General features: G+C 44.7%; 12 protein-coding genes. 4 read left to right on the top strand and 8 right to left on the bottom strand.

Features of this window, described 5'->3' with window-relative positions; all coding sequences use genetic code 11:
* Positions 1–197: 197 nt before the first annotated feature.
* From ABIE50_RS09000 to ABIE50_RS08990, 3 genes are all read left to right on the top strand, one after another.
* Entirely contained in the window at positions 198–4,181 is a 3,984-nt protein-coding gene (locus tag ABIE50_RS09000) for an RICIN domain-containing protein (protein ID WP_209864374.1), read from the top strand.
* Positions 4,182–4,533: 352 nt separating this feature from the next.
* Complete coding sequence (locus ABIE50_RS08995) at positions 4,534–4,965, top strand: DMP19 family protein (protein ID WP_209864376.1); 432 nt, start codon at positions 4,534–4,536, stop codon at positions 4,963–4,965.
* A 323-nt stretch (positions 4,966–5,288) separates the two neighbouring features.
* Positions 5,289–5,822 carry a hypothetical protein gene (locus tag ABIE50_RS08990; RefSeq protein ID WP_209864379.1) on the top strand — a complete coding sequence of 178 codons (534 nt, stop codon included), beginning with the start codon at positions 5,289–5,291 and terminating at the stop codon, positions 5,820–5,822.
* 1,002 nt (positions 5,823–6,824) lie between these two features.
* Here ABIE50_RS08990 and ABIE50_RS08985 read toward each other — a convergent pair.
* The 3 genes from ABIE50_RS08985 to ABIE50_RS08975 all read right to left on the bottom strand — a co-directional run bounded on the left by ABIE50_RS08985 (position 6,825) and on the right by ABIE50_RS08975 (position 12,148).
* Positions 6,825–9,905, bottom strand: coding sequence for a DEAD/DEAH box helicase (locus tag ABIE50_RS08985; RefSeq protein WP_209864381.1), 3,081 nt, complete (start codon positions 9,903–9,905; stop codon positions 6,825–6,827).
* A 351-nt stretch (positions 9,906–10,256) separates the two neighbouring features.
* Entirely contained in the window at positions 10,257–11,174 is a 918-nt protein-coding gene (locus tag ABIE50_RS08980; protein ID WP_209864384.1) for a helix-turn-helix domain-containing protein, read from the bottom strand.
* Positions 11,175–11,179: 5 nt separating this feature from the next.
* On the bottom strand, positions 11,180–12,148 hold the full coding sequence (locus ABIE50_RS08975) for an NADP-dependent oxidoreductase (RefSeq protein WP_209864387.1): 969 nt from the start codon (positions 12,146–12,148) through the stop codon (positions 11,180–11,182).
* 229 nt (positions 12,149–12,377) lie between these two features.
* Here ABIE50_RS08975 and ABIE50_RS08970 point away from each other — a divergent pair, with 229 nt between their 5' ends.
* A complete protein-coding gene (locus tag ABIE50_RS08970; protein WP_209864390.1) occupies positions 12,378–12,902 on the top strand; it encodes a DinB family protein in 525 nt (174 codons plus the stop codon).
* Between the two features lie 29 nt (positions 12,903–12,931).
* Here the strand turns inward: ABIE50_RS08970 and ABIE50_RS08965 are convergent, their stop codons facing one another.
* From ABIE50_RS08965 to ABIE50_RS08945, 5 genes are all read right to left on the bottom strand, one after another.
* Positions 12,932–14,326, bottom strand: a complete 1,395-nt coding sequence (locus tag ABIE50_RS08965) for a sialate O-acetylesterase (RefSeq protein WP_209864392.1) — start codon at positions 14,324–14,326, stop codon at positions 12,932–12,934.
* Between the two features lie 104 nt (positions 14,327–14,430).
* Positions 14,431–16,926 carry a glycoside hydrolase family 95 protein gene (locus ABIE50_RS08960; protein WP_209864395.1) on the bottom strand — a complete coding sequence of 832 codons (2,496 nt, stop codon included), beginning with the start codon at positions 16,924–16,926 and terminating at the stop codon, positions 14,431–14,433.
* Between the two features lie 55 nt (positions 16,927–16,981).
* Positions 16,982–18,589, bottom strand: a complete 1,608-nt coding sequence (locus ABIE50_RS08955; RefSeq protein ID WP_209864397.1) for a glycoside hydrolase family 43 protein — start codon at positions 18,587–18,589, stop codon at positions 16,982–16,984.
* An 81-nt stretch (positions 18,590–18,670) separates the two neighbouring features.
* Positions 18,671–20,332, bottom strand: a complete 1,662-nt coding sequence (locus tag ABIE50_RS08950) for an alpha-L-fucosidase (RefSeq protein ID WP_209864401.1) — start codon at positions 20,330–20,332, stop codon at positions 18,671–18,673.
* Positions 20,333–20,471: 139 nt separating this feature from the next.
* Positions 20,472–25,445 (bottom strand): LamG-like jellyroll fold domain-containing protein, encoded by a 4,974-nt coding sequence (locus tag ABIE50_RS08945; RefSeq protein ID WP_209864405.1) that lies wholly within the window; start codon positions 25,443–25,445, stop codon positions 20,472–20,474.
* Positions 25,446–25,522: the final 77 nt, after the last annotated feature.

The raw sequence follows: 25,522 nt of genomic DNA, 5'->3' as shown, positions 1-25,522 counted from the left end.
CATAAATTGAAACTTCAACGGCATACCGCTGCAAATCTTTCCTCCTGGCAGATTCAAATTTAGACCGAAGAGGTATTCAAAACTCTTCGAAAAGTCATGCATTAAAATCTCCAAAAATGCTACATTAATTATTATGAATATGTAAGATGATGGTTTTTATCTTTAGTAAAATTAATCTGTTTAAACTAAAGTAAATTATGAATAACTCTCCTTTCCCCGAAATTGTGCCTGGAGCACAAACGATGGATAATCAAAATTTCTCCCAAAGCGATACTGCCATTTTGGGCTCAGCGGCTTTCTATATCCAGACGGCCATAGGCGCAAGTCCGGACAGTCAGGTTACTGGATCCGTAGCCTCTCAGACTACTAATTTCGTACTTTCCCGTAAGAATGGGATCATCATTGATGGCTGGGTTCCAGGCAATCCGGAACAGATGTGGCAGTTCAACAGCGACGGCAGCATCAGCCCCGCCGGCACTACCGCTCTGGTACTGACGGCGCAAAGTACCAGCCCCACAAGTTGCGTGCAGATTACCCTTGAAGCATTTGCCAGCGGTCAGCAGCTTACTGCTGCACAGATATGGACGGTCAATGACAACCATTTATCCGTGAACATGGGCGGCAGTATTGGCACAGTATATCTGAACCTGTATGAGGCCAATACAACTCCCGGTACCATCGTGGTTACCTACGAATATTCTGATGGCGATAACGAAAAATGGTTCCTGTTCCCTGCAACTCCTGTCCAGATTGTGGCCCACAGTTTTTATATCCAAACAGCCTTAAGCGGACCAGAAAACAATGCGGCTAACCCGTATGTATTGGCAAACAACAATGGTGTGGTGATAGACCAAATCGCTCCCGGCAACAGCGCTCAGATCTGGTCGTTTAATGGGACTGGCACGATAAGCCCCGCCAACGACAGCGGCTCGGTACTCACGGCAGACAGCTCGGGCAGCGGCCAGGTAACGCTACAAAGCTTTGACAGCAGCACCCAGACACCAAGCGCTGAACAGATCTGGTACTGGAACGGCGGACAGTTTTACGTCAATCTGGGCAGTGCGGAAAGTCCAAACAATTGTTACCTCAATGTCCAGGGAGTTGGGGGACCTGCTTCCGGGACACCAGTGATCACCTATGCGCAGACGCAGGGCACTAATGAATCCTGGATACTTATTGAGGCAGCACCTATCATGAATGGAGACTGGTTCTACCTGAAAACGGATATGCCCAACAATGCAAACGACCGCCTGGAGTATGTAATGACGGTTTCGCAGAGTACAGGTGGCGCAGGCACCGCTGTGGTGATTGAACCCATGCTGCCCGGCGCTGCCGCACAGTTGTGGAAGATGACCCCTGACGGTGATATTATCAGTGCCTTGAATCTTTCTATGTGCCTTTCGGCGGAATCCGGTAACAAACAGAATGTTACGATACAAAGCGTGGGAGAGGCAGGTTTTGACCAGCAGTGGTTCCTGATGTCCAACGGTATGCTTGCTACCGGAGGACCAGGACTAAACTATTACCTTAACGTGGATCAAGGAGGTAACGCCTCTTCCGGCGCAAACCTGATTATTTATGATTTCGGCACCCCAAGTAATGAAATCTGGGTGCCTCTTCCGTATCAACCGCAGGGCCTCTGGTTTACCATCCGGAATACCAATTACGCGCCAAACGGGCCGCTGAGCGCAATGCTTACCGTGACCACAGATGGAAGCGTCACACTTGCCGGGCCTGAAGGAGGATCCGTTACGCCAACGGGACAGGCAGCGATATACCAGCTCTGGCGCAAGACGATCGATGGTTTTATCGTAAGCGCTACCAATCCCAGCTTAGCCCTTACCGCCCTGGAATCTGACGGCGGTCTAGGCCTATCGCTGATTGATGCGGGCAATGCAAACCAAAAATGGGTTACCGGATATTCGCAGTTCAATACCGGTACTCTAAATGGTAAAGAGGAGAAAATCATCGCCGGAACGCTTGAAAGTGTGGGCTTCAGCCAGATACTGAACAATACGACCTTGCAGGCCCCGCCATCGCAATCTGAGGCTTATACCGCGAGCGAACTGTGGTATATCGTTCCGCAGGCGATGCCCTTTGGCCAGCCTACTACCATCGGTACCAGGGCGGAAGGTGGAACCAACAGCCTTTACTTGACCCTGGCAAATACGGCCCAGTCTGGGGTCTATCCGGTCAATGCGCAGGCTATCCCGGAAAATAACACCTTTTCCATGTGGACCTATGAATATCCCGGCTATCTGGTAAGCAGCGTAAATGACGAATTTGTGCTATCCCTGGAGCTTGGCAGTGGAAATACGATATTGAACGAAGTATTTACGGATAATATCGTTGCCTATCCACGCCAGCCTGGCGCCCAATTGTTCCAGCTGTGGACGGTAACCAACGAGGGTTTGATCATCAACCAGAGCAACGGCAAGGCACTAACCGTCCCTGCCCCTTCGTCACCGCCGGCATCTTCCTGCAGTGTAACCACCGCTTCGATCCAGCCCGGCATGGTAAACCCATGCCAGGTATGGGACTTTTCACCGGGCAGGGCACTGCAGGCTGTCCTTCAGCAGCCAGCGGTAGCATTCGACACCGGAACAGCGGAGGAGCAGAAAGCCTATACGTATTTGTGCAGTGAGCTCGGACTTCCCCACGGCATCCGCACCCAGTACCAGAACCTGACTGCGCCCATGAGCAGCTACCAGGCCCAGATTAATATGATCGCGGTCGGCCTGGCAACAGGAAGAATAAAACCGGACGGTTCGGCAATAACAGCGGCTGATATCCCCATCCTGCAAGATGTTGCCCAGCAGCTTCAAAAAGAAATTACAGCCGTAATTTCGGTGCAACTGCTTTTTCAGCAGGCGACAACATTATACCTTTCCCTTAGCCAGGGCCAGGCTATGACGCTTGCCAACCTGATCACCAACTGTTCGTTTACCGATCCGGTGAATACGAAAGTGCCACCGCGCAAAAAAAGCAAAAGCTGGATATGGGATCTTGTGGAAGGAATACTTTATACCGGTATGAACCTGGCCGGGGCTGGCGTGGGTGAAATCAAAGATGCAGGCTTTGTGGCCAAAAACGTGCTTCCATGCTTTGCAAACGTTATGGCAGCCGGCTTTACCTGCGGGCAGAGCTACCTGACTGGCAATACCCAGACCGATATGACCAAGCTGCATACTTACGAGCAGAACATCTATAACTACGAAATGACTGTGTCCCAGCTGCAGCAGGGGCTACTCGATGAATTTGAAGAATTGGGCAATGCTTTGGGACGCGTCGAAGCACTGATCCTTGGCGATGCCTATAAGCTTCAGGCGGTCTTTGGTATGTGCCGCAGCTATGGCAACATGTCCTCTCTTTTTTGGCCTTCAACCATGGCAGCCATGAACACTGATGAAATGCTTACCATGTACAGCCAGGGTGTACTTAAAACTTTGTTGCCGGCCAATTCTAACATACAGATAAATGCGACGTTGCACATTAATTATGGCAAGCGTCTTAGTGAAGGGTGGCACGGTTCTACACTTTACATCAACAATGTTGACGGCACCCAGAATACCTATACAGGAATAAACCTGAGTAGCCAGCTGTATAACATGGTGCTGGCAAGCGGGGCAAACCAAACCGCGTTCTTTACTGGGCTCAATGGATGGGCGTTGGCCACCGAATATCAGGGGCTGATGGAAGATGAAAACGGCACGCCGTGGGAGGACTATGTCCCAAAGGGTGCAGCCTCGCTGATTATCATCGAAAATTTTACAAATGTGGCCCTGGCTGTAACGCTACAGCTGGGTTTACTTACCGCAAGCGATTACCAAACCAACCCATCGTCAATTGCTGTTGCCCCCTTCGGATCCATCCAGATTCCAGGTGGTGACTTCGCGACACCGGATCAAATGACGAGCGGGGGCACAGCTAAGAATTACTGGGCGCATGCCATGTACACAGAACATACGCCAGGAGTTAGCATTACCGCCAATGGACAAGCGGTTGCGCAGTTCGACATCAACAACTCAACAACCGAGCAGGATTATAAGACCGTAGCAGAAATACCCGCCCCGACCTATACTATCGGCAACTTCTCTCAGTCTAGTCCCTTCAACTGCAATATCAAAATCCAGTATGGAACTAACGGTATGGCTTTCATCGAGGTTGCGATTACTGCTTAGAACAACTAAAAGGATATGTACTGCCATGGGCGCCTTTCGGCGCCCATGGCTTTTGGCTCATTTCAGAAAAAGGTATGAACACACATGGCTAGACTTCTCTAACTTGTCCCAAAGAGGAGAACTATCAAGCCCGAACTGTTGTATGTTCAAGTAGCCTTACAAATCGCTAAAACTTGAGGAAATGGATATTATACCACTTATTATTCGCAATATATTGATAGTGTCCATAGTCGTTCTCGGAATTTACTTTGAGTTCTTCCTAAAGGCAATATATTAAATATTTGAACCAATATGAAAGCTTATTACAGCAGAGCAAATAATTACAAGATATTATAACAAAGTTCTCGAAGGCTTGAAAGATGAATGGATTCTAAGCAACGGCGCCCAATGGTACGACTATATTGTATCCCTTCCCAAAAAGGAGCGTTATTGTTACATGATTATGATTATGCATGAACAAGTACATAACGGAGGATTTGATCAATACTTTGTAAATGCTTATGGAAGGTTTGCTATTGAAACCATTCCGGCCTTAAAAGAAATAGGAGCCACAAAAAGAGCCCACTTGCTTGCCAATGCGCTAAAGATTGTAAATGAAGAAAGCTATTCTCCGGAACTATTTAGAGAAAAAATCGTAGCTAAAAATTTACCAGGTTTATTTGACTCAGATGCTGTTATAGATGAGCTGGATTCAATAGGCGATGAGTATTGGGATCTGGAGGAAGAAGACATTTTCAAATTGCTAGGCAATTTTTTATTTGATAATTCGATTGAAGAACACTGAAAATATTGACTTCCACTGTTCCAGCCTTTAGTCATGAACGAGATCTTCACTAAAACTTTATTTGGCGTTGAGAGGGCCGTTTTCCGGTTGGCTGGAATAGTGCCGAAAGGTTCGACCAAACATATTGAATTGGATAACGTATTCTCGTATAAAGTGAATTTAACTTTTTTTCAAAACAGGTTTTCCACCGATAAGCCGTGCTGACAGTCGCACAACAACAAAAGCGGACTCGAAAAAACAATATTAATTCGGTTTAAAGTTATCCATATTACCGCTCATACGAAAAGTTTCAATAATTTTAGGACATAACAAATCCTTTAACCATGAGCAGTTTGATTTTTGAGGCACTAAAGCTAAATAATCAGGAGGCGATGAAGAAAATCTCGATGATTATCGCACGCGTGGTAAGGGATGAGTTGGAAGATTTTCATGTGAACCATTTATCCGAACAATTAATGCCTGAAATGAACCAACTAGTCAGAAAAGGCGTTTATAATGGCCTATTTGCTCTTGCTAATTATTCAACTGATGAATTTAGCCGAAATTTCGTCAATTTAAATATTGCATCCTTACCTGACTATTGGGAAGAACCGGAATTGATACCTGAACTTGCTGATTCACTTGCTCAGGCGGGAGGGGACATAATATTTGAATCTCCCTTTCTTAATCAACAGTTTGAAGCGGGCAATATTTACCGTCTTGCAAACACACGGTATATAAGGGTTAAAGGATCTTATGAATTTAACGAGGTCGCTTATGAAGATGGAAAAAAACATCTAAGTAAGATCACCAGCCAGCTTCGGAAGGAAAATTATCTATTTGATTACTGTATCGGTGGATATGCAAGGTCTCTGTAATTTTAGTCTATAATTAGACGAATGCCAGTTTTAGCCTCAATAAATGCTTTTCCAAGCAACCAGATTTTAGGAATATTGAATCGAATATAAATTTAGGCTAGACAAATCCGGTTGAAACACTAACGGAAATTCATTTTTGCATTTAGTTGTCTGTTTAGATTCGTATTTTTGTTGCTCTATTAGATTTTATCAACCGAATCCAGAAAATATCTGTTACAAAAACTATTACCTACTAGAAGATATATACATTTCTATCATCAAGGTACTGACCTTTGCTGGTAATGTGGGAATGGAAAATACCTTTAAAAAAAGATCAACCTCTGTCATGAAATCGCTTGCCAATGATCAGCAATTATAAAAGTATTAGCAGTGAAAATAGCTGCCGAAACTAGGCGGGCATCATAGATGACGGCCTTTTATTCTCTTTTTCACTTGCTTCTTACTAACTGTCTTATTATTTGTGATATGGTTTTCAATCGATTTGTCGAGTTCAACACTACCAATAAAGGTCAAAAGCGGCACTAGGGGTTCGATTGCAGTCCCGCCCAGCCCGCAAAAGGGGATAAGTCATCTAAAAGATGATTGTCCCCTTTTTTGTTTTAAGTTACCTCCCGCTGTAATTGGGCAATTCGGACGAATAACGGATTGATGTTGACCTGAAGTTAAACCTTCCGTGCAAAAATCACCGGACAAAAGAGGTCTTGGTGTATGATTACCGTAGGAATGTTCCTCATACATTAAAGAAGAACCCACTCAAACTGGAAGACCTGAACAATTTCATTCAATGCTACAAACCTGCGAACAGGCATAAACGAAAAGAACTTCTGAAGCGAAGGGTTGGGAGAATATAAAACATAGTTAGTAGTCCTTATATTATGAATTGAAATTGCCAGCAAAAAAAATTTGGTGCATAACATAGAATTTGTGTGTTTGGAGGTTGACAACAAAGGCTTCACTCAGTTAACTCTCAGGTTTCTGTCAAATTCTTTTTATTAATTCACATCACACACGAGGCAAAATATTTACACTTGGCAACCTGGCAGCCATAATATCAAAATAGCTACACTTTCCCCATAGACTCTTATTACCAATTACATAAAAGCGCTTTCTCGCCCTGGTAAGGGCAACGTTAAGCATATTAGGCTTTTTTGAAGCCCAATCTCTGGCTCCTTGAGAAGCGGGATTCCCACCTAGAACTAAAAATACAACGTCCGCCTCTTTTCCTTGAAATCGGTGAATAGTACCACATGAAACTTTGGCAACCTGCTTGAATGCTGATTCACACGCTTTGGCAACTGATTTAAATGGAGAAATAATAAATATTTCATTTGTATAGCCACTTACCCTTAACGCATTTATCTTCACCAGCAATAAATCCAGCTCTTCTGTCAATACATGTTTGTTAATTGGAGCGCTATTCGCTACAATATGAAACCATGCCGACTCGCCGATATAGCCATGTTCTACTATGTCTTTCGTTGCTTTCACCATTTGTCCAGCATATGCAATCTTATTAGCGATATTAAACATCGGATTTTCACAACGTCGATGTGTTCGCAATGGAAAACCGGTCCATATCTTTTCATCAGATTCTCCTCCTACTCCCATATAAGTACCTTTTTCTGACACCCTGTCTGCCAAGATCTGGACAGAGCTGTTGATTGGCGACCATATCAGGTCTATTCCTTCCTGTTGCCTCAGTTTAAATATCAATTTAGAAGGAACGGTAACTACCGGTTCTATTTGTAAGGGATCACCAACTATAATGCATCTTTTCGCACGCCAGATAATTCCGGCGGCGGATTGTGGCGTAGCTTGCCCTGCCTCATCCAACAATAGCCATCCAATACTTTCCTTCCCCATTGATGAAAATAAACGGCTGACCGAAGCCAACGTCGTCGAGATGACAGGCACGCAAAGAAATAAAGTCCCCCATAAAGTCTGGCAGATTGATGCACTGACCTCCGCCCGGCCTTCGATCATTTCAAAGAAAAGGTTAAGGTTATTTCTGATTTGCTTCGCATTTGAAAGAATACAGTATCGGTGCAGTTCCAGGCTTTTAATGAAAATATTACTTCGAAGCGTATTAATTTTCCCGGATGAATATGGAGTGCTTAATTGTACTAAATCGATTGGCGCACTGTAAAAATTGCTGCCCCCAAAAACGGGAAAGTTTATTCCATATAGTTGGTGTAATTCCTGTTTCAGTTCAAGATATTTCTCAATAGCTTTATTTACTTTAGTAAGGCTTCTGCTTATACCTGTCTCCTTCTCCTGACTAATACGCAGCTTTAAGGAAATATCGGCGAGCTGTCGGGATAACAGCATTCTTTTTTCAGTATGTTCCCGCAGTTGCGCCAAATTATAGTCATAATCAATTCTCCACTTCTTATAAGCCTTGGTATTAAACAATTTCTGAAAAAAGAAAAATAACGGCTTTTGTTGCTTCACATGCGTCAACATGTTTTCTGAAAGGCGAATCAGATCATCTGTTACTGCTATTTGATGTTTGAGACTATTTTCTTCATTTGACAAACCTCTAATTTCCGCTTGTATGTTATGGAGATCCCTTTCTAGATTCTCCCTTTCTCCAACGTTTTCCAGAAAGATCGGGTATTGATTATGAAAATGGGAAGCTTGTTTTTTAAACGCATCGAATTCCTTCACCAGGATTTTCAGATCATCTTTTACCTCATCAAATTTTTGCCTATATACATACGTTTGATCATTTTCCGGATCTTTATACACCTCCCAAAGGACGTCCTGGAAGCCAGGCATTCCTTTTTCGGCATCTGTCATCCAGAACTTCCATTTGAAATTGCTTTTGTTCTGCGCGTTGCCAAGAGTTGCACTGAGTATGCCCCAGCTATCTCCGTCTATCAACCGTTGTGCACACAAAGAAAAATAATCTATATCTTTAAAAGTATCCTTATCAATTTTGCTGGTTGAAGGCAGTGTTTTAGTAATGTTCTCAACTGCAGCATTATTGTTACTGGCCACTACAATCCCATTATTATGTAACAGGTTGGATTTCAAATCGAAATAACCACTGAAGCCACTTTCCTTCTCTATCCGGTTAAATCGTGCAAAAAGCCTGTCAGGACCTTCTTCCATAAGTTTGATAGCCCGTGTTACTACTACCTCTGCAATAACATCCAGCAACAATGTTGTCTTTCCTGTGCCCGGCGGGCCATTTATTCCTTTTATGCCAGTTTCATCCTTCAATCCTGCTATTGTTGTACTCACCGCACCTAACTGAGCTGCATATAGACCATGTGTAATATTAGCAGGCCATCGCCCCATTGGCATTATCCCTGGATCAATGCTTTGATACAGATAGTTCCTGTTAGCAATCAGGTCTTCGCGTTCATGCTCACTAACTGTCAAACTAACATAGCGCTGAAACGCCATGCCATAGTCCTGCTCGCGTTGAGTAATGAGCAGATTCAGGTCATCCAGGTAAAAGCTGTTAAGAAAACTGGTATCGGGTTCTGCATCTTTAGGGACTTCCTTTGCAATGATATATGCTTCAATTGATGACTTATTCCAATTACCGGTTATACCATTTAAGTAATTTATTTCTTCTTGTAGATGCTGCCAGGTTATAGGAGGACCCGAAGTTTCAGATTGTCCTTCAACCGGCACCGGAATATTGTAACGCAATTCAAATTCAGTCTGCGCTTCACTTAACTTATTAGAAACTTTCGATACAGGCGTTTTTTCTGCAAGACAGTTTATCCCAAATATAAAAGATGCTGGTACATAACTTTTGGTATCAGGCCGCCCATATTGATTTAACAACAATGCTGAAAAACAGGTATCTCCGGTTACCGGATCTTCCCAATCAATAGGGATATCCGTTTTCTCTAATAGCCAGTCAATTGTATCGATAACATCTTGCTTTTTTACTTTCCCAAAAAATAGGGTATATCGCCATACATTAGTTTTAGGATTACGAAGAGGTCGCTCGCTTAGCCACGGAAAAGGAACATCGGGCCGAACTAAGTAACAATCCTTATTAAAATCTGGAAGGTTAAATACTTCAACATCCCTCCAAAATGCCAAAATATCTTGTTGCTTCAATATTTATAGTTTTCAGTGAAATGGAGTTAGCAGACAGTTATTTCTTGGGTTTAAGCGGTATTATACAGCCACTTAACAGGTAAAATAATCTTTTTTTAAGACATTGTAAAGTTAATACGCATAGAATACTTGTATGGATATTGCAATAACTTACTAACAATCAGTTAATCAGCGCAATTTAGTATCCCTATGATTTGTAAGGTTAATCGCAGTTTACAAATGCGAAAGGACATTAGAGATTAAAAAGGAGTGTTCATTAATTGTCAATCCTACCCCATAAGCCACTCATAATAAGTGGCTTTTCTTATTTAAACCCACTGGGACCGAGCAAAAAATAATGATAGCCCAATACTAATTCTTGAATAACTGCCTGAACTCCAGAGGTGAAAGTTGTGTTTTCGCCTTAAACAACCTGCTAAAAGATTGCAAATGCTCAAACCCCAATTCGTAAGCGATCTCGCTCATGGAAAGATCGCTGGTGGAAATTCTTTCTTTGGCCCTTTCTATTAGCTTTTCGTGGATGTAATGTTGCGTATTTTGCCCGGTATGCATCCGTAACAAGCTGCTTAAGTATTTAGGAGAGATGGCGAGCAGGGCTGCAATGTCGTTCACAGAAGGAACACCTTTTACAGCTGGCTGGCCGCTGCTTAAATAATCATTTAAGACTTTTTCCAGACGATCAAGTACCTGATGATTCGCCTTTTCGCGTGTAACAAACTGACGGTTATAAAAACGTCCTGCATAGATGAGCAGGCTTTCCAACTGTGATATGATGATTTGCTTACTGAACTTATCAATGTTTGCGTGTGTTTCCCGGTGTATATTTTCAATGATACCAATAATAATATCTTCCTCTTTTTCAGACAGGAATAAGGATTCGTTTACAGCATAATCCCAGAACTCATATCGTTTAATACTATTAGCCAGGGGCGTATTCCACAGAAAATCGGGATGGACAATCAAATACCATCCCGATTGCTTCACTTCTGTATCCTTTTCGACGGCAAGGCTTGTTACCTGGCCGGGTGATACAAAAGACATAATCCCTTCATTAAAATCATAAGGGCGCTGTCCATATTTTAATTTGAGACTTTCAGCACCGGTAACCCGCTTCAGCGCTATACAATAGAAATCGCAAAAAGATCTCACAGTATCGCTACTATGAATGATTCTGGCAACATCTACCTTAATAACACTAATCAGCGGATGCTCAGGACCGGGCAATTGCCAGGCCTGGAACCATTCGCTGATAGTTTTATAGTGCACCATAAATTTTAATCTTCATTCTGAATCTCAAGTACAATTTTGCCCCGGACATGCTTTGTTTCACTATCACGATGTGCCTTTGCGGCCTGCTCCCACGGATAAACCTTACTGATAACAGGTTTCACTTTCCCTGCGTCAATCAACCTCGCCACCTCAGTCAGGCAATGATAATGATTGATATCAACACCAGCCATCAGCACAGTTGCATTTTTCCCGGCCAGTAATTCCTTAAATTCCTCATTGGGCCATACACCGTGCGTACACACAAAAATACCGCCTTTTTTCAGAACTTTAACGGACCTCAGACGCAACTCTTCATCAACGGTAGTGGTAGGGGTAGCATTGAATACCACGTCCAAATCACTCACAATATCCTCAAATTTTTGCGTGTTATAGTCAATCACTTCATCGGCTCCCAATTGTTTTAAAAAATCAGCATTGTGTGCCGATGCTGTACCAATGACATTGGCCCCAAAGGCTTTGGCAAATTGTAATGCCAGGCTGCCGATGCCTCCCGCTGCACCATGAACCAGTACCAGCTGACCAGGTTTTACCCTGGCCTTCTCTACCATGCCGCTCCATGCCATACGCGCGCAGGCTGGTAAAGCAGCAGCTTCGTTAAAGCTGAGTGTATGCGGCATATGGGCAAATTGGTTAGATTTAGCCGCCAGATATTCAGTATAGCTACCATCTAAATAGTTAGGCACCCCATACACACGGTCGCCTTTTTTGAATTCAGTCACTTCGCTTCCAAGTTCTTCTACAATTCCTGCGGCATCAATACCTAATCCCATCGGTAGCTTCAAAAGTGGCTTTAAACCTTCATTCCCACCTTTCCGTATAATGTAATCGGCCGGGTTTACGCTGGCAGCATAGACTTTTATTAAGATTTCGTCCGGTGCGGGAACCGGACGTTCAACCTCAACAATTTTCATCACTTCCGGCTCGCCGAACTCATAAATTCTGATTGCTTTCATATTTACCTTTTTTTATACAAAGGTCTGCCACCATACCTTGCTAAATTCAACCGGAATGCCCTTTGTTTTAACCGAAGTGGCTACTTTGAGGTAATGTCAGGAGCTTGCCGGGTTATCCTCCCCCAAATAAGTCCTTTCTGAAAAAAAACTTTACCTTTCTCAAACCCAACTGACATACCGTTGTCACACTGCGGTTGTTACTTTGTATTACAATCAAAACCTTAAACATATGCAACAAGCTACTACCGCCGCTATCACTGAAACTGCCATCGTATCTTTAATGAAGAATTACGCCAATTACAACTTCTGGGCTAATAAAACCCTTGTAAACTGGCTCAGGACCAAACCTCAAAATCTCTTGGAACAGGAAATGCCTTCCAGCTTTTCCAGTATAAAAAAGACCATCTCCCACATCCTGGAATGCCAGCAATACTGGCTATCCATTATACAAAAGAATGAAGCAACTTTTGAAGGCATAGGAGGCTCGCTTGATGAAGTTCTGGACACTTTTGTTAAGCAATCTGAAGAATTTGCGGCTTTTGTGGATACTATGACCGCTGAGGAGGTAACCAACCCTACTTTAATAACAAGTCAATGGTTCCAATGCGATTTTGCCAATTTTGAATACATCATGCAGGTGATGAACCACAGTACTTATCACAGGGGCCAGATCACCTCTATTGGCCGGCAACTTGGTTTTACTGATGCCCCTATGACGGATTACAATTTTTATAATATTCACGGTAAGGCCTGAATTACCAGATATAGCCAACAGCTGAACACTTACCGTGAAACCGGCCAGCTATCGGTACGGAAAGGGGCAACAGGTAATCCCTCCGAAGAAAAAATATTACCGATAGCGGCATTGGAGAATTCATATCTCACTGATTCAGGCTTATCCACTTTTTTGCTCCAAACGATCAACGCATCTTTTTCCATCTTTGCGGATGCTTCATAGAAAACGTGGTCTGCCCCGGCTATATACAAGGCTGCCGGCGCCTTGCCATTGATTTTGAGAGAAGTGGGAACATTGCTGAAACGGAGTACCGCTTTGTTTTTGCTGATGCTCATTTCTTTGAATACCGGGCTTTTCCAGGTAAACCCGGTTTTACCGTAATTTTCTCCAAGTGCCCAGGCGGCAAGCCTGTTGCCAACTGTTCTCTTATCCTGGGGATGAATATCTTTCACATTTTCTGTAACGTCGGTTACTACTACCATACCGGTTCCGGCAAGACTACTGCTACGCGCCTGCGCTTCGCGAAGCAGTGCAGCCTGGTATTCCTTTTCATAAGTGAACGGGGCTATCTGAACATAGTAAAAAGGCAGCGGTTTTTGCCATGCGCCACGCCATGCCTCTATCATGCCGGTAAACAACGGGGTATAGGTATCCGCGGTGTTCACATTGGCTTCTCCCTGGTACCAGATAACTCCCTTTATGTTGAAATTTGTAAGAGGGGCTATCATCGCATTATAGGCATAACCCGGTTTATGCGGCCACCAGGCAGCAGGGGCCAGCTTAGCGGCAGCTGCTGCAAGTGAGGGTTCACCGGTTACAATATGTTCCGGCGCCCATACTTCTGCCGGTGTTCCTCCCCAGCTGGCATTGATCAGTCCAACTGGTATCCCCAGGGACTTCTGTAGTTTCGCCCCGAAAAAATACCCTACTGCACTAAAGGATTTCAGGCTATTACTGTCGCACACTTCCCAGCTTCCGGGACAATTCTCCTGGGGATATATTGCTGTAGTTTTGGGTATGTTAAAGAACCGGATATTATTGTTATTACAAACAGGCAGCTCCTCTGTAATCTGCCGGATGCCGTTATAGTAGCTGTATTCCATGTTGGATTGCCCTGAACATAGCCAGACTTCGCCGATCAGAATATTTTTCAATACAATCTCATTGGATGCTTTCAGCCTTATTTCATAAGGCCCTCCTGCTGCCGGTGTATGTACTTTCAAAGCCCACTTTGCGTCTCCGCTGGTGGTGACAGTCGCTGTTTTATTATCCCAGCCCGTAAATACGGTAACTTTCTCTGAAGGGCTTGCCCAGCCCCAGATGGTTATACTGTCGTTTTGCTGCAGCACCATGTTGCTGCCAACGAGCCCCGGCAACCTGATGGCGGCATGAAGTACTGCAGGAAACAGTAATACAATGCCGTAAAGGAGAAGTTTCTTCATAATCGCGCTTAATACTTTGGGGGTTAAATATAATATCCATACCCTACAAATGAAAATGCGGGCTAACATTTACTGAGTATACGCTTTTTCTGAGCCAAAGTTTTTTAATTCCCAGGGTGTTCCAGCGGCCGGATATTGCATTGCTGCCCTTTCTTCATTTTTACTGAAAGCACAAAATCATCAGCCTCCTGTTTTGCCCTGTCTGCATTCACAACAAACTCCCTGTTGCTCCTGATCCGGCAGATCCCGTCGGCAGTGGCTATGATCGTGGCTTTACTTAGTTTCCCTTCAGACCATTGCATATCTACCGTAAATCCACCCCGGGCCTTCAGCCCTTTTACTTCTCCCTCTTTCCATGCAGATGGCAGTGCAGGTAAAAGATGTATCTCTCCCAAATGGCTTTGTAACAGCATTTCCGTCATGCCGGCTGTTCCGGCAAAGTTACCGTCTATCTGGAATGGTGGATGCGCATCAAAGAGGTTAGGATAAGTACCGCCTCCGCCCTTTCCATCGGCGCCGGAATAGTTCAGCAGCTGGCGAATGAGCTTATAGGCATGATCCCCATCCTGCAAACGCGCCCACCAGTTGATCTTCCATCCGCGGCTCCAGCCTGTACCGGCATCTCCTCTTACTTCCAATGTTTTCTTTGCTGCTGCAAAAAACTCCGGCGTATTACTCTTTGATATCTGGCGTCCCGGATGTAAACCAAACAGGTGGGATACATGGCGGTGTTGGGGATCCGTTTCGGTAAAATTCTTATACCATTCCAGTAATTCCCCATTATTCCCTTTTCTCAATGGATACAGGTCCTTTCTTACGCCGGCCAACCGGTTGCGAAATGACTGATCCTTATCCAACGCTTCGGAAGCTTCTATTACATTCGTAAAAAGATCCCAGATGATGGACAAATCCATTGTTGTAGCAACAGATACAGCCTGTGCACGGCCTTTTGCATCGCGGAACTTATTTTCGGGAGAAGTAGAAGGCGCCGTAACCCAATAACCACTGCTATCCTTTACCAGCCAGTCAAGACTGAATAAAGCTGCCTGTTTCATGATCGGGTATGCTTCTTCCAGGAATTTCTTATCCCGTGTAAAAGCATAGTGCTCCCACAAATGCTGGCAAAGCCAGTTGCCCCCCATGTACCAGTTGGCCCACACAGGATCACCGGCTCCAAAGTCGCCCACCGGGTTAGCACAACCCCATATATCTGAATTATGATGCGCTACCCAGCCATTACAATGATAGAACTCACGGGCTACACGGGCGCCGGTTACTGAAAGCCCCTTTAGCCACTGTAACAGCGGCATATGCATTTCAGATAAATTGGTGCTCTCTGCCGGCCAGTAATTCATCTGCGTGTTGATATTAATCGTATAGTTGGAGCTCCACGGAGCTCTCAGCTCTTTGTTCCAGATGCCCTGCAAATTAGCCGGCGGTCCTCCCGGCCTTGACGAAGAGATCAGGAGATAGCGCCCATACTGGTAGTACAAGGTTTCTAGTCCCGGATCATATCCTCCTGCTGAATATGTCTTCAACCGTTTGTCGACGGGAAGCGCATTACCGCTATTATTTGTTGTTCCTGTGTCCTTTAATGTAAACGAAACCCGGTTGAAATAGCGCTGATAATCTTTTACATGCTCCTGTTGTAATGCGGCATAGGACCGTTCTGCCGCCCGGCCGACCAGTGCAGCAACAATAGCCTGCTCATTTTTCCCCTCTTTATCGGGACATTTATCAAAGCCATTGAAGCTGGTGGCAGCGGATAAGATCAATACCAGTTCCGATGCATTCGCTATCTTCAGCCCCGAAGTATCTGCAGTGATCGTTCCCGTTTTTGAAATGGCTCTTACCCGGCATTGAAAGCGCATGCCGTTGCAGCCGGTTGTATCTTCATAAATAACAGGCTGCCGGTCTTTAGGATTATAATAGCTCGGATCCACATGCGCAGGGGCTTTCCCGCTCATGATCACTTCATTGTTTGCTTTCGCAGCCAATGTGTAATGCAAAGGGCTGTTTAATGCCACAGAAAGATTAACGGCACCGGAAACGCTGGAGCGGATGCGAATGACCATTACATTGGCAGGCGCCGTACAGAAAACCTCACGGATATACTTCACGCCATTAACAGTGAAACGGGTAGTGGCAACAGCCGTTCGGATATCCAGTTCACGGTGGTAACCGGATACCTCGCTGCCATTAAACGATTGCTTCAGGAGCAGATCACCCAGCGGCATATACGATTCGGTATAATACCCCTGCATTTTCCTGGCCAGTTCGTTTGCCTTTGAATAATCCTCATCTTTCAACAATGCTTCCCGTATGCGGGGAAGATATTGAAAGGCATCCGGATTTATCTGTTGCTTTACCGGTCCGCCGCTGTAGAGCGTACTTTCATTCAATTGGATAAGTTCCTCCTCAACCCTCCCGAAAACCATTCCACCTATATGACCGTTCCCAACCGGTAACGCCTCTACCCATTCCGTAGCCGGACTGTTATACCATAACCGGAGATCAGACTGCGCACTTACCTGCCGGGTAACAGTAAGCAGGAAAACAATGAATGATGCTAGAACAATATGAATAGAAGTCGTTTTCATACACCTGATAATTTATTTAAGACCTGTTTGTAAGATCATCTGCTTTTATTCTTTATCACTTCCCGTAATCATATCGGAACCAGTCAACATCAATGTATCCGTTATCTTCCTTAGTATTAAAATTAAAAATCCCGATACGGTCTCCCCGGTAACTGCCCCAGGTTAGCTGATACGCAGCTCCGAAAGATTGGTAAGCCCTTCCATCTGTACTAAAGGCATAATAACTGGTTCCGTTGGCATCCCATGTTGAGCGAAGCCAAATAGATTTCCCCTGAACGCTTATCCCTGAAGTATCCTTTCCGTTGACGGAATATACCAGGCTCCGTATTCCATTCTCCTGCCTGATACCAAACAAGCTATTGCTGGTGGTTGAAAAATGTGTCAGTCCGCCGAATTGCCCGTCAACCATATGGCTGATGTCGATCCTTACCGTTACTACATTGGCAGGCGTACGCATACTGCGTTGAGTAAGTGTGTTTCCTGCCCTGAGTATTATGTTTTCCTGCTTGCCTGAATAAATAGGTGTAAAAGCATACAACCGGAGAAAACCCCTGCGTTCTGTTAAAGACCATTTGCCGGCCCGTGGCTGATAGTTCCATTCCCATTGAACATTTAACTTTCCTGTCTTAAACTCATCGCTGCTCTGAATAGAAATTTTTTCTTTATAAGATATAGGTTTTTTACCAGCCCAAACCATACGTCCTATTGTATCGGCGCCTGGTTCTCCAATCACCGGCCACCCATCGATCCATTCAACGGGTAAAAGACTGGCAGGACGTCCTTCCCAATCTCCACTTCCGTGATGGGTAAGAAAATACCATTTACCTGCCGGTGTTTGCAGTAATCCACCCTGGTTGGGCTCTCTGTCATGCTTTTGATCCACATGATTTAACTGCCTTATTTCCCAGGGGCCGTATATATTTTTAGAACGTTCCATCATGATCACACGTCCTTCCGGTTTTACTTCGCTGAAATAATGGTAATAAAGTCCGTTGATCTTATAAAGCTTATTTGCTTCACTCCCATTGGATTGATGGATGATGGAATCAGACTCCATAATGAGACTTCTTCCATCAGGCGTCATTTTAAATAAATGGATATTGTACTTTTTTTTGTTTTTAACATCAACTGCAAAATTGGTAGCAATAAAATAGAGTTGTCCGTCATCATCACAAAATGAACAGCAGTCGTCCCAACCGCTTACCTTCCATAATTGCTGAACAGGCTCCCATGGCCCTGCAGGATCATTAGCAGCGCTCATAAAAAAACCATCATCAGGCGTCCCGAAATACACCCAAAACTTATTCTTATAATACCTGATGGACCCTGCCCAAATGCCTTTGCCATAACAATTCATCCGGTCCCAGTTCAATTGTGGGCTAATGCGTGTGAGATCACCGGTCACATGACCAATAATTTCCCAGTTGATGAGATCTTTGGAATGTATCACTACCATGCCAGGTGAAAATTGCATGGTAGATGATATGGCGTAATAATCATCCCCAACGCGTATAGCGTCAAGATCGCTGTAATCTGCCGGAAGAACAGGATTAACATAAGTTCCATTTCCCTGGTCTCCCCAGCCTCCCTTCATTTGAGCCTTCAAACATAAACCTGCCAGTTGCCAGCAAAACAAGAGCAATAAAAATCTGGTACAAATCATCTGAAAAGAATATCTTTTGGTTTCTAAAATTATATCACTCCTCAATGCTATCGGAATCCTTACAAAAAACGGCAATTACTCCTATGAAATAATTTTTATCACATTTGCATATGTTAATTCATCAGAAGTTCTTCCCGGCAGAGAAACAATCAGACCATCTTCATTTCTCTCAAAGGTGAGCGACTCCTTTGTGGGCACCCATTCCAGCTTTTGAATTCCTATCGGAAGATACTGACTGTTCTTTGCCAGGCATTTGATAGTCAGCCTGCCATTCTCAGGCCAGCCCATTGCAGTGGCATAAAGCGCATCACCCTTTGTTGCAAAACGAATATCCTCATGGGTAAACGATTTTCCTTTCCCTTCATTAAAACCCTGGGCATTAAGCTGTGCCGCAGCCTGCTGAGCGGGCCCTTCACCAAATATTTTCCACGGCCTTGTGCCATAAATGCTTTCGCTGTTCATTTTCATCCATGCTCCTATTTCTTCAACAACCTTTCTTTCCTTTTCATCAATAGTTCCATCCCCCCTAACAGGAATGTTCAACATTAAGTTACCATTCTTACTTACAATATCCACAAGAGTTTGAATAACTGTTTTTGCTGTTTTATATCCGTTACGTTCATACAAGCTACGTTCATAGTGCCATCCGCCAATGCAGGTATCAGTTTGCCATGGCAGCGGCTGGATCTCATTGGCCTGTCCTCTTTCAATATCCCACACCATGGCTTTACGCTGGTTCTCATCCAATACTTTCCCGTTGATCACTGCACGAAGCTCTCCATGATCTTTTATGCTCTTATTGTAAAGGTGTGCGGCGATACGCAAACCAGCATCGCTGACCGGCCAGAACGGAAGTTGCGAGTCATCGAAATAAACTACATCAGGGTTGTATTTATTAATAAGATCAATGGTGCGGTTGTAAAATTTTTCAATATAGGTTTTGTCTGGTAAACAAACGCCATTACTCCATCCCCATTGCCTGTGAATGGAGCTATTATTCCAGCTGTTCTCACTCAGGGGATGGTTTTGTGCATACAGTTCCTGCGGATCCAAACCATCCCACCACTTTCCTTTGCCATCTGCCTTGGTCAAATGCCCATCGTAGGGAACACCTGCATACTGGCCTGTTTTATCAGAACGTTGCGCCACTTCATACCAGCTCCACGCATGTGAGGCATGTACGCTTACACCAAATGGAAGACCATTATTCCTGGCGGCCTTCTCCCACCCGCCGATCAGATCTTTCTTAGGCCCGATCTTAGTAGCATTCCAATGCTTCTGGTATTTACTGTCATATAAATCAAAATTGTCGTGATGATTAGCCATCGCCATAAAATATTGTGCGCCGGCACTTTTATACAAACTCACTAATTCTTCGGGATCCCAGTTCTCCCCTCTCCACTTATTGATCACATCCTTGAATCCAAACGCGGAAGGATGGCCATATTTTTCCAGGTGCACTTTATACTGCCGGGAACCTTCCTGGTACATTCCCCTTGCATACCAATCTCCCGCCTCAGGCTCGCATTGCGGCCCCCAGTGCGCCCATATCCCAAATTTTGCGTCACGAAACCAATCAGGCGTCTTATAATTATGCAAAGATTCCCACGTAGGTTTGAACGGGCCTTTTGCAATGGGCTCGCTCAAGTATTCTGTTTGCAAAAAAGTATTGCCCAATGCACGGGATAACCACAGGGAAGGCAACGCGATCCCCATTCCCTTAATTAATGTTCTGCGTTCCATTATAAAGAGTCTGTATGTTTAAAAAGGTTAATAATAATCAACTTCTTTTGATTAATAAAAACAGACAGGAAAAACTATTCCCATAGCTTTTCCTGTCTGCCGATTAGCGAATACTGCCGTCAGTACCGGAATAATTGGATTATAGCTTCACAACCTTTCTGACAGTGAGCACTCCCCGGGTATTTATCTGTAAATAATACTGGCCGGCAGCTAAACCATGAACCGGAATAACCCCGGATGTTCCATTCATCAACAAAGTCCTTACCAGCGTACCGTTTTGATTATACAATTTTACAACAGAACCGGCGGCCGTTTTACTTATTTGTATATTCAATACCTCTGTTACAGGATTAGGATAAGCAATAACATTCCCGTTACTTACTTTCGCTGATTCATTTTCTTTCCAGACTACAGACGCAGCACAATTGCCCAGGTAATCGCCATGGTTCAAATGATCCTGAACACTTTCCGGAGAAATACAGATCGTTTTATTATTATGGCAGATCATTACCTTATTGCTATTGCCGCCACAACGTACATCTAATGTTTTAATGAGAACAGCGCCGGTTGAAGAACATCCCTTGCTGTCAGTAGCAACAACCGTGTATGTTCCGGCTGCATTTGCACTGACAGACGGAGTGGTTTGTCCACCGCCCCATTGATAGGTGTATGGTGCAGTACCACCGGAACAATTTGCAGTTACAGCCAACGACGTTGGCCCATAGCCAATGTAAAGTGTGTTCTTTGCATCTACTGCCGGGTTCATAGCATACACATCAGGAATGTTTGCACTTATAGCAGCGTTTACTGTTACAGTAGTTGACGCAGTGTTCACATTACCATGTATGTCGGTTACTTTCCAGGTAATGACTGATTGGCCGGCATTAAATGAACCACTGGCATCTGTCCCGTTTCCATTTCTTGAAGTAGCTCCGCTTACACTATAACTTACCGAATCAATGCCGCTATTATCGGTTGCTGTTAACGGGGGAACGGTGTAGGCGCCCGATTGATCGTTACAGAAGAACTGATCTGCAGGTGCAGTAAGTATTGGCTTTTGATCATCTACAACAATTAGTGCAATACCTTCTGCAATCTCTGCATTGCTTAATGCTCTCCTGTAAATCTTAAATTCATCAATAGAGCCGTTGAAAACCGGATCAGAGAATTGAGATTTACCCAGGTAGTTTAAAGTGGTACCGGTAGCAGTACCCGCAGCGGTAAGTTGTGAGGGCTTGATATTGATCGCCGCATTACTTGATACCAAAGCTCCATTTATATACAGACGGGCGGTATCTCCTGATTGGGTAACAGCCAGGTGAACCCATGTGTTCAGCGGGAAGGCATAAGGGGAGCTTACATTCAACTCCGTTCCGCCGTTTTTAATAGCATACCGGACTATTGATGAACTAACATTATTGACAGTAGTAGTTCCTGCCTGAACTGAAAGGAACATATACTGGGTGGTACTATTGCCAAAATCAAATACTCTCATCCAGTTTGCCATTGCATCCATTTTCACCCAGGCTGAAACGGTAAAATCTGATAAAGAACTTACGATCCCGGTTGGCAATGTGGCATAGGCATTGGCCGTACCATTCAGCTTAAGCGCATTTCCTTTCTTCCCGGCTGCACGGGTTGCCACAGCTGCCAATGTACCGTGTGTTGCCCCCCAGCTATCAATAGCACGTGTTCCGCTTGTTTCGTCAAACTTCAGGTAAACCATCTGGCCAACATTCGGCAATGCCGCCACCTCCGGGCTTAAAGCCGAACTATCTGTCGAAGCAACTACATAGTAATAAGTTGTTCCATTATTCACAGCGGTGTCTGTGAACCTGGTGGCGCTCTGGTTTGCAATAGTGGTATAAGGTCCGCCTGGCGTAGTTGAACGCTTTATGTTATAAATGGAATTGAAAACAGGGTCCCATTCCAGGATATTTTTAGCATCGCCTGCGGCCACTGTCAGGTTTACAGGAACAGTTTCCACGGGCACAAAACGGAAGGGAAAGCTATATGGAACCGGATCGTTATCACTTCCAACTATATACTGTATTTGATTACCACTTATATACCAGTAGCCATTGCCGGCCGTTTGGGCTCTCTGAACTGCATACGAGGTTCCGTCGAAGTAAATATTCATTGAATTCCAGGCATCCGAATAGGGCGTAACACTACGGCCAAATTGTGCGCTTTCATTGATATAATTGCTGAAGGATGGCGGTGCGCTGAGACAAATAATTTTATACCTGCCATTGCCCTGCTTTGTGACATTCCATATCTGGAGTAAAGGATCGGAATTCACTATATCAAATAAAGGCGTGTTGGTGGTGTTCCTGGTCCATAATGAATCATTGGTAAGCGGTTTAAGATAGTAATTCCCATCAGCAAGGGAATTTATTCCGTAATACATAGACGCCTTATACCGTTTAATTGCAGCTTCCAGTACAGCAACATAACCACAAACCTCGGTAACGGTCGATTGGGAATTATACGATGACTGCACATATATAATACTGTCATTTAACCGGGCTTTGGCTGCTACCGGAAATTTACCCAGTTCATTTGTTGTGGTCACCGCTGTGGTATCGCGCAATTTTATAGCCTCAGCCAGCTTTTGAAGATAAACGGAGTCCATTTCTGAGTCCGTAACCGGTTCTATCCTGAAGATCTGGTTTGTTCCGTCAAGCCACCTGTTAAGGTTCATTACAACTCCATCTGCGGTATTTGACCCGGGAACTTCCAGGGATTTCTGACTTGGTTTTCCTACAATACTAAAAGTTCCGTTTTCCCTGTCTTTTATGGACCAAACCTGGGCTTCATCTGTACTCGAGTAGGTGCGTTGTTCGATACCCGCACCATTCGTTGTTGCATTGCCCACTACATCCATAGCTTTTCCGCTGAGCAAATTAATTATCTTATAATCTGTGCCAGATATGGGGCTTATGATCCAATGCTGGTTACCTGAAAAAGAATACGTTCTTTGTCCCAACAGGGCGCTGTCGGCCAGCGAACTGTTTTTAACCTCAACGGCTTTACCGCTATGCGTTACTATAATACGGTACAGGCCATTTAATGTTTGGGGCACATATGGCGCTTTTGGCGTACCGGCATCTGCGGGTGAATCAGGACTTGTGCCGGCAGCGTTTACAGCACAAACCTTGTAATAATAGGTTTGCCCGTTCGTTGCATTATTATCCAGAAAGCTGTTCCCGGAAAGGTTGGACGCAATTGTTGTATAGGTTCCATTTTCCGAGCCCGCGCGTTTAAGCGTATAGCTCTCTGCACCAAACGAAGAAAGCCAGCGAACCCGTACCTGGTTATTTCCAGCGTATGCATATACTGAATGCGGAGCTTCAGGTACGGTAACAACGCCTCCCTGTCCTCCTGTAATGCTAACATTGCTGAAAACAGAAGTGTTCAGAACGCCGTTGGCCATGGAGCAAACAGCCAGGCCTATGTATGCCTTGCCGGTAAAGCCGGCAAACCTTCCCTCTACTTCCACTGCCCAGCTTGCGCCATCAGGAGAATAATAGGTAGTGATCATATCTCCGATCCGTTCAACTTTTACCCAATAGGGAATACCCGGGATTGCCCTCGATTGTTTTTCCCAATTGGATCCTGCCCTTACTTCCGTCCATCCATGCATGAAGGCCTCTCCTTTTTTGCCGGGCGTTACCGCTATCCATGCCCTTTGTGCGGATGTAGCAGTAAGGTCAGAACGGATCATTACCCCGGCTCTTGCATTGGCAGCAGTGTTTCCAACCGAATCCACTTTGGCTATGATAGAAAAGTTTCCGGTCACCTCTTTGTAAACGAAGTGAAAGCCGTCTGCAGAATGTGTCCATATGTCCGTTCCACTTCCGCTTACTGTCCACACATTATTATTATAAGTGCTGCCTCCTGCGGGAGAAGCGGCTCCAACGTCCAGATCTGTTAAACCACCAGCGCCTACTTTCCCGGGATCAGGAACAACCTGGGTTTGCGGCGGAACAACGGCGGTAGAATTGTCCTCGGATTTATAAAACCATGTATATACGGGATCAAAGCGTCTTGGAATGTCTGTAAGCCGCTTTGTCACATAAGGGGAAGCTATATTTTTACGTACTGTATAAGCGCCATGCAGCAGGGTTAATCCCCATCTTCCTCCATCCCAAACGCCGGTTTCGTCGGTTAGGTAATACCAGTCAGTAGGGCCAAAAGGTACAAACCCTATGGGCTCACCCGCATTTTTCCGGGCAAAATATTCCCCCGTTGCAAGCAGCCGGTTATCCAGCTCAGAATACAGGTCCAGGCCCTGCTTCCATAAAACTTCTGCGGCAAAGGCCAGGGAGCTCCACATACCGTGAGAATGACCCTGATCCCTTCCGCTTTCACCATTTTGCCCGCTGGGCAGCGTGTTCTTAAACCCGGTAGCACCTATATATCTCATCAGGAAAATAATATGTGCCACTTTTGCCTGATCATCAGAAAATGCAGCGATAGCAGCACCTGCCGCTATGCTCAAAGTGCCTTTATTGGCAGGCCCTAATGCGTAACCGGCACAACCGGTTGCGGGCCAATACACATTATTAAAGAGGTTTTGTATGGCAGTGGTATTGGCAGGCGTCCAGCCGCTCCAGGTGCCCCGGAGAATGGAGGCAGCACCGCCGTATGCATAAGCAAAATCACCCAGGTCCAGGTTCGATTCAATGCCCACAAACTCCGTTTGGGTATTAGCCCAGGCCATTAAAATATCCCGCGATTTTATAGCATATGCATTATTGCCCGTAAAATACCACATCAGCGACAGGTTAAATGCAGCGCTCATATCATTCATCCACTGGTTACGATTTATATGAGGATTACGGCTAACGGAGGCAAAAGGCCCCTGCATGGTATAGGTCAGTTGAGACTTGCCATCTGTCGCCAGGATATCATAAGCCTGTTTCCACGGATAATCACCGGCCTGCACATGAGCCTTCAAAATACCCAGGTCCGAGCTGGAAAGAGGAATACCTGGGTGCACAAAGGTTTGCGCCCCAACATTTGAGGAAAACAAAAAGATAAAGATCGCTGCCCAAAAGCAGTTGAACCTCCTGGTCTTTGGTAAAGTACCATGTGTAAAAAAGTTCATAGGATTTATTTTGTCAGGTTAAAAAATTTGTATCAGTAAATATTTCCAAAATACTTTCTATGCCTGCAAGCTCCTCT

It is taken from the genome of Chitinophaga sp. OAE865, from assembly GCF_040546735.1.
Taxonomy (GTDB): domain Bacteria; phylum Bacteroidota; class Bacteroidia; order Chitinophagales; family Chitinophagaceae; genus Chitinophaga; species Chitinophaga polysaccharea_A.
Note: the sequence above shows the minus strand (reverse complement) of the source record. Positions and strands in the feature narration are given on the sequence as shown.

Bases quoted from the DNA above. Each gene is read 5' to 3' on its own strand.
- ABIE50_RS08945 (WP_209864405.1), bottom strand. From the start codon at position 25,445: ATGAACTTTTTTACACATGGTACTTTACCAAAGACCAGGAGGTTCAAC.
- ABIE50_RS08965 (WP_209864392.1), bottom strand. From the start codon at position 14,326: ATGAAGAAACTTCTCCTTTACGGCATTGTATTACTGTTTCCTGCAGTA.
- ABIE50_RS08950 (WP_209864401.1), bottom strand. From the start codon at position 20,332: ATGGAACGCAGAACATTAATTAAGGGAATGGGGATCGCGTTGCCTTCC.
- ABIE50_RS08980 (WP_209864384.1), bottom strand. From the start codon at position 11,174: ATGGTGCACTATAAAACTATCAGCGAATGGTTCCAGGCCTGGCAATTG.
- ABIE50_RS08955 (WP_209864397.1), bottom strand. From the start codon at position 18,589: ATGATTTGTACCAGATTTTTATTGCTCTTGTTTTGCTGGCAACTGGCA.
- ABIE50_RS08960 (WP_209864395.1), bottom strand. From the start codon at position 16,926: ATGAAAACGACTTCTATTCATATTGTTCTAGCATCATTCATTGTTTTC.
- ABIE50_RS08990 (WP_209864379.1), top strand. From the start codon at position 5,289: ATGAGCAGTTTGATTTTTGAGGCACTAAAGCTAAATAATCAGGAGGCG.
- ABIE50_RS08970 (WP_209864390.1), top strand. From the start codon at position 12,378: ATGCAACAAGCTACTACCGCCGCTATCACTGAAACTGCCATCGTATCT.
- ABIE50_RS08975 (WP_209864387.1), bottom strand. From the start codon at position 12,148: ATGAAAGCAATCAGAATTTATGAGTTCGGCGAGCCGGAAGTGATGAAA.
- ABIE50_RS09000 (WP_209864374.1), top strand. From the start codon at position 198: ATGAATAACTCTCCTTTCCCCGAAATTGTGCCTGGAGCACAAACGATG.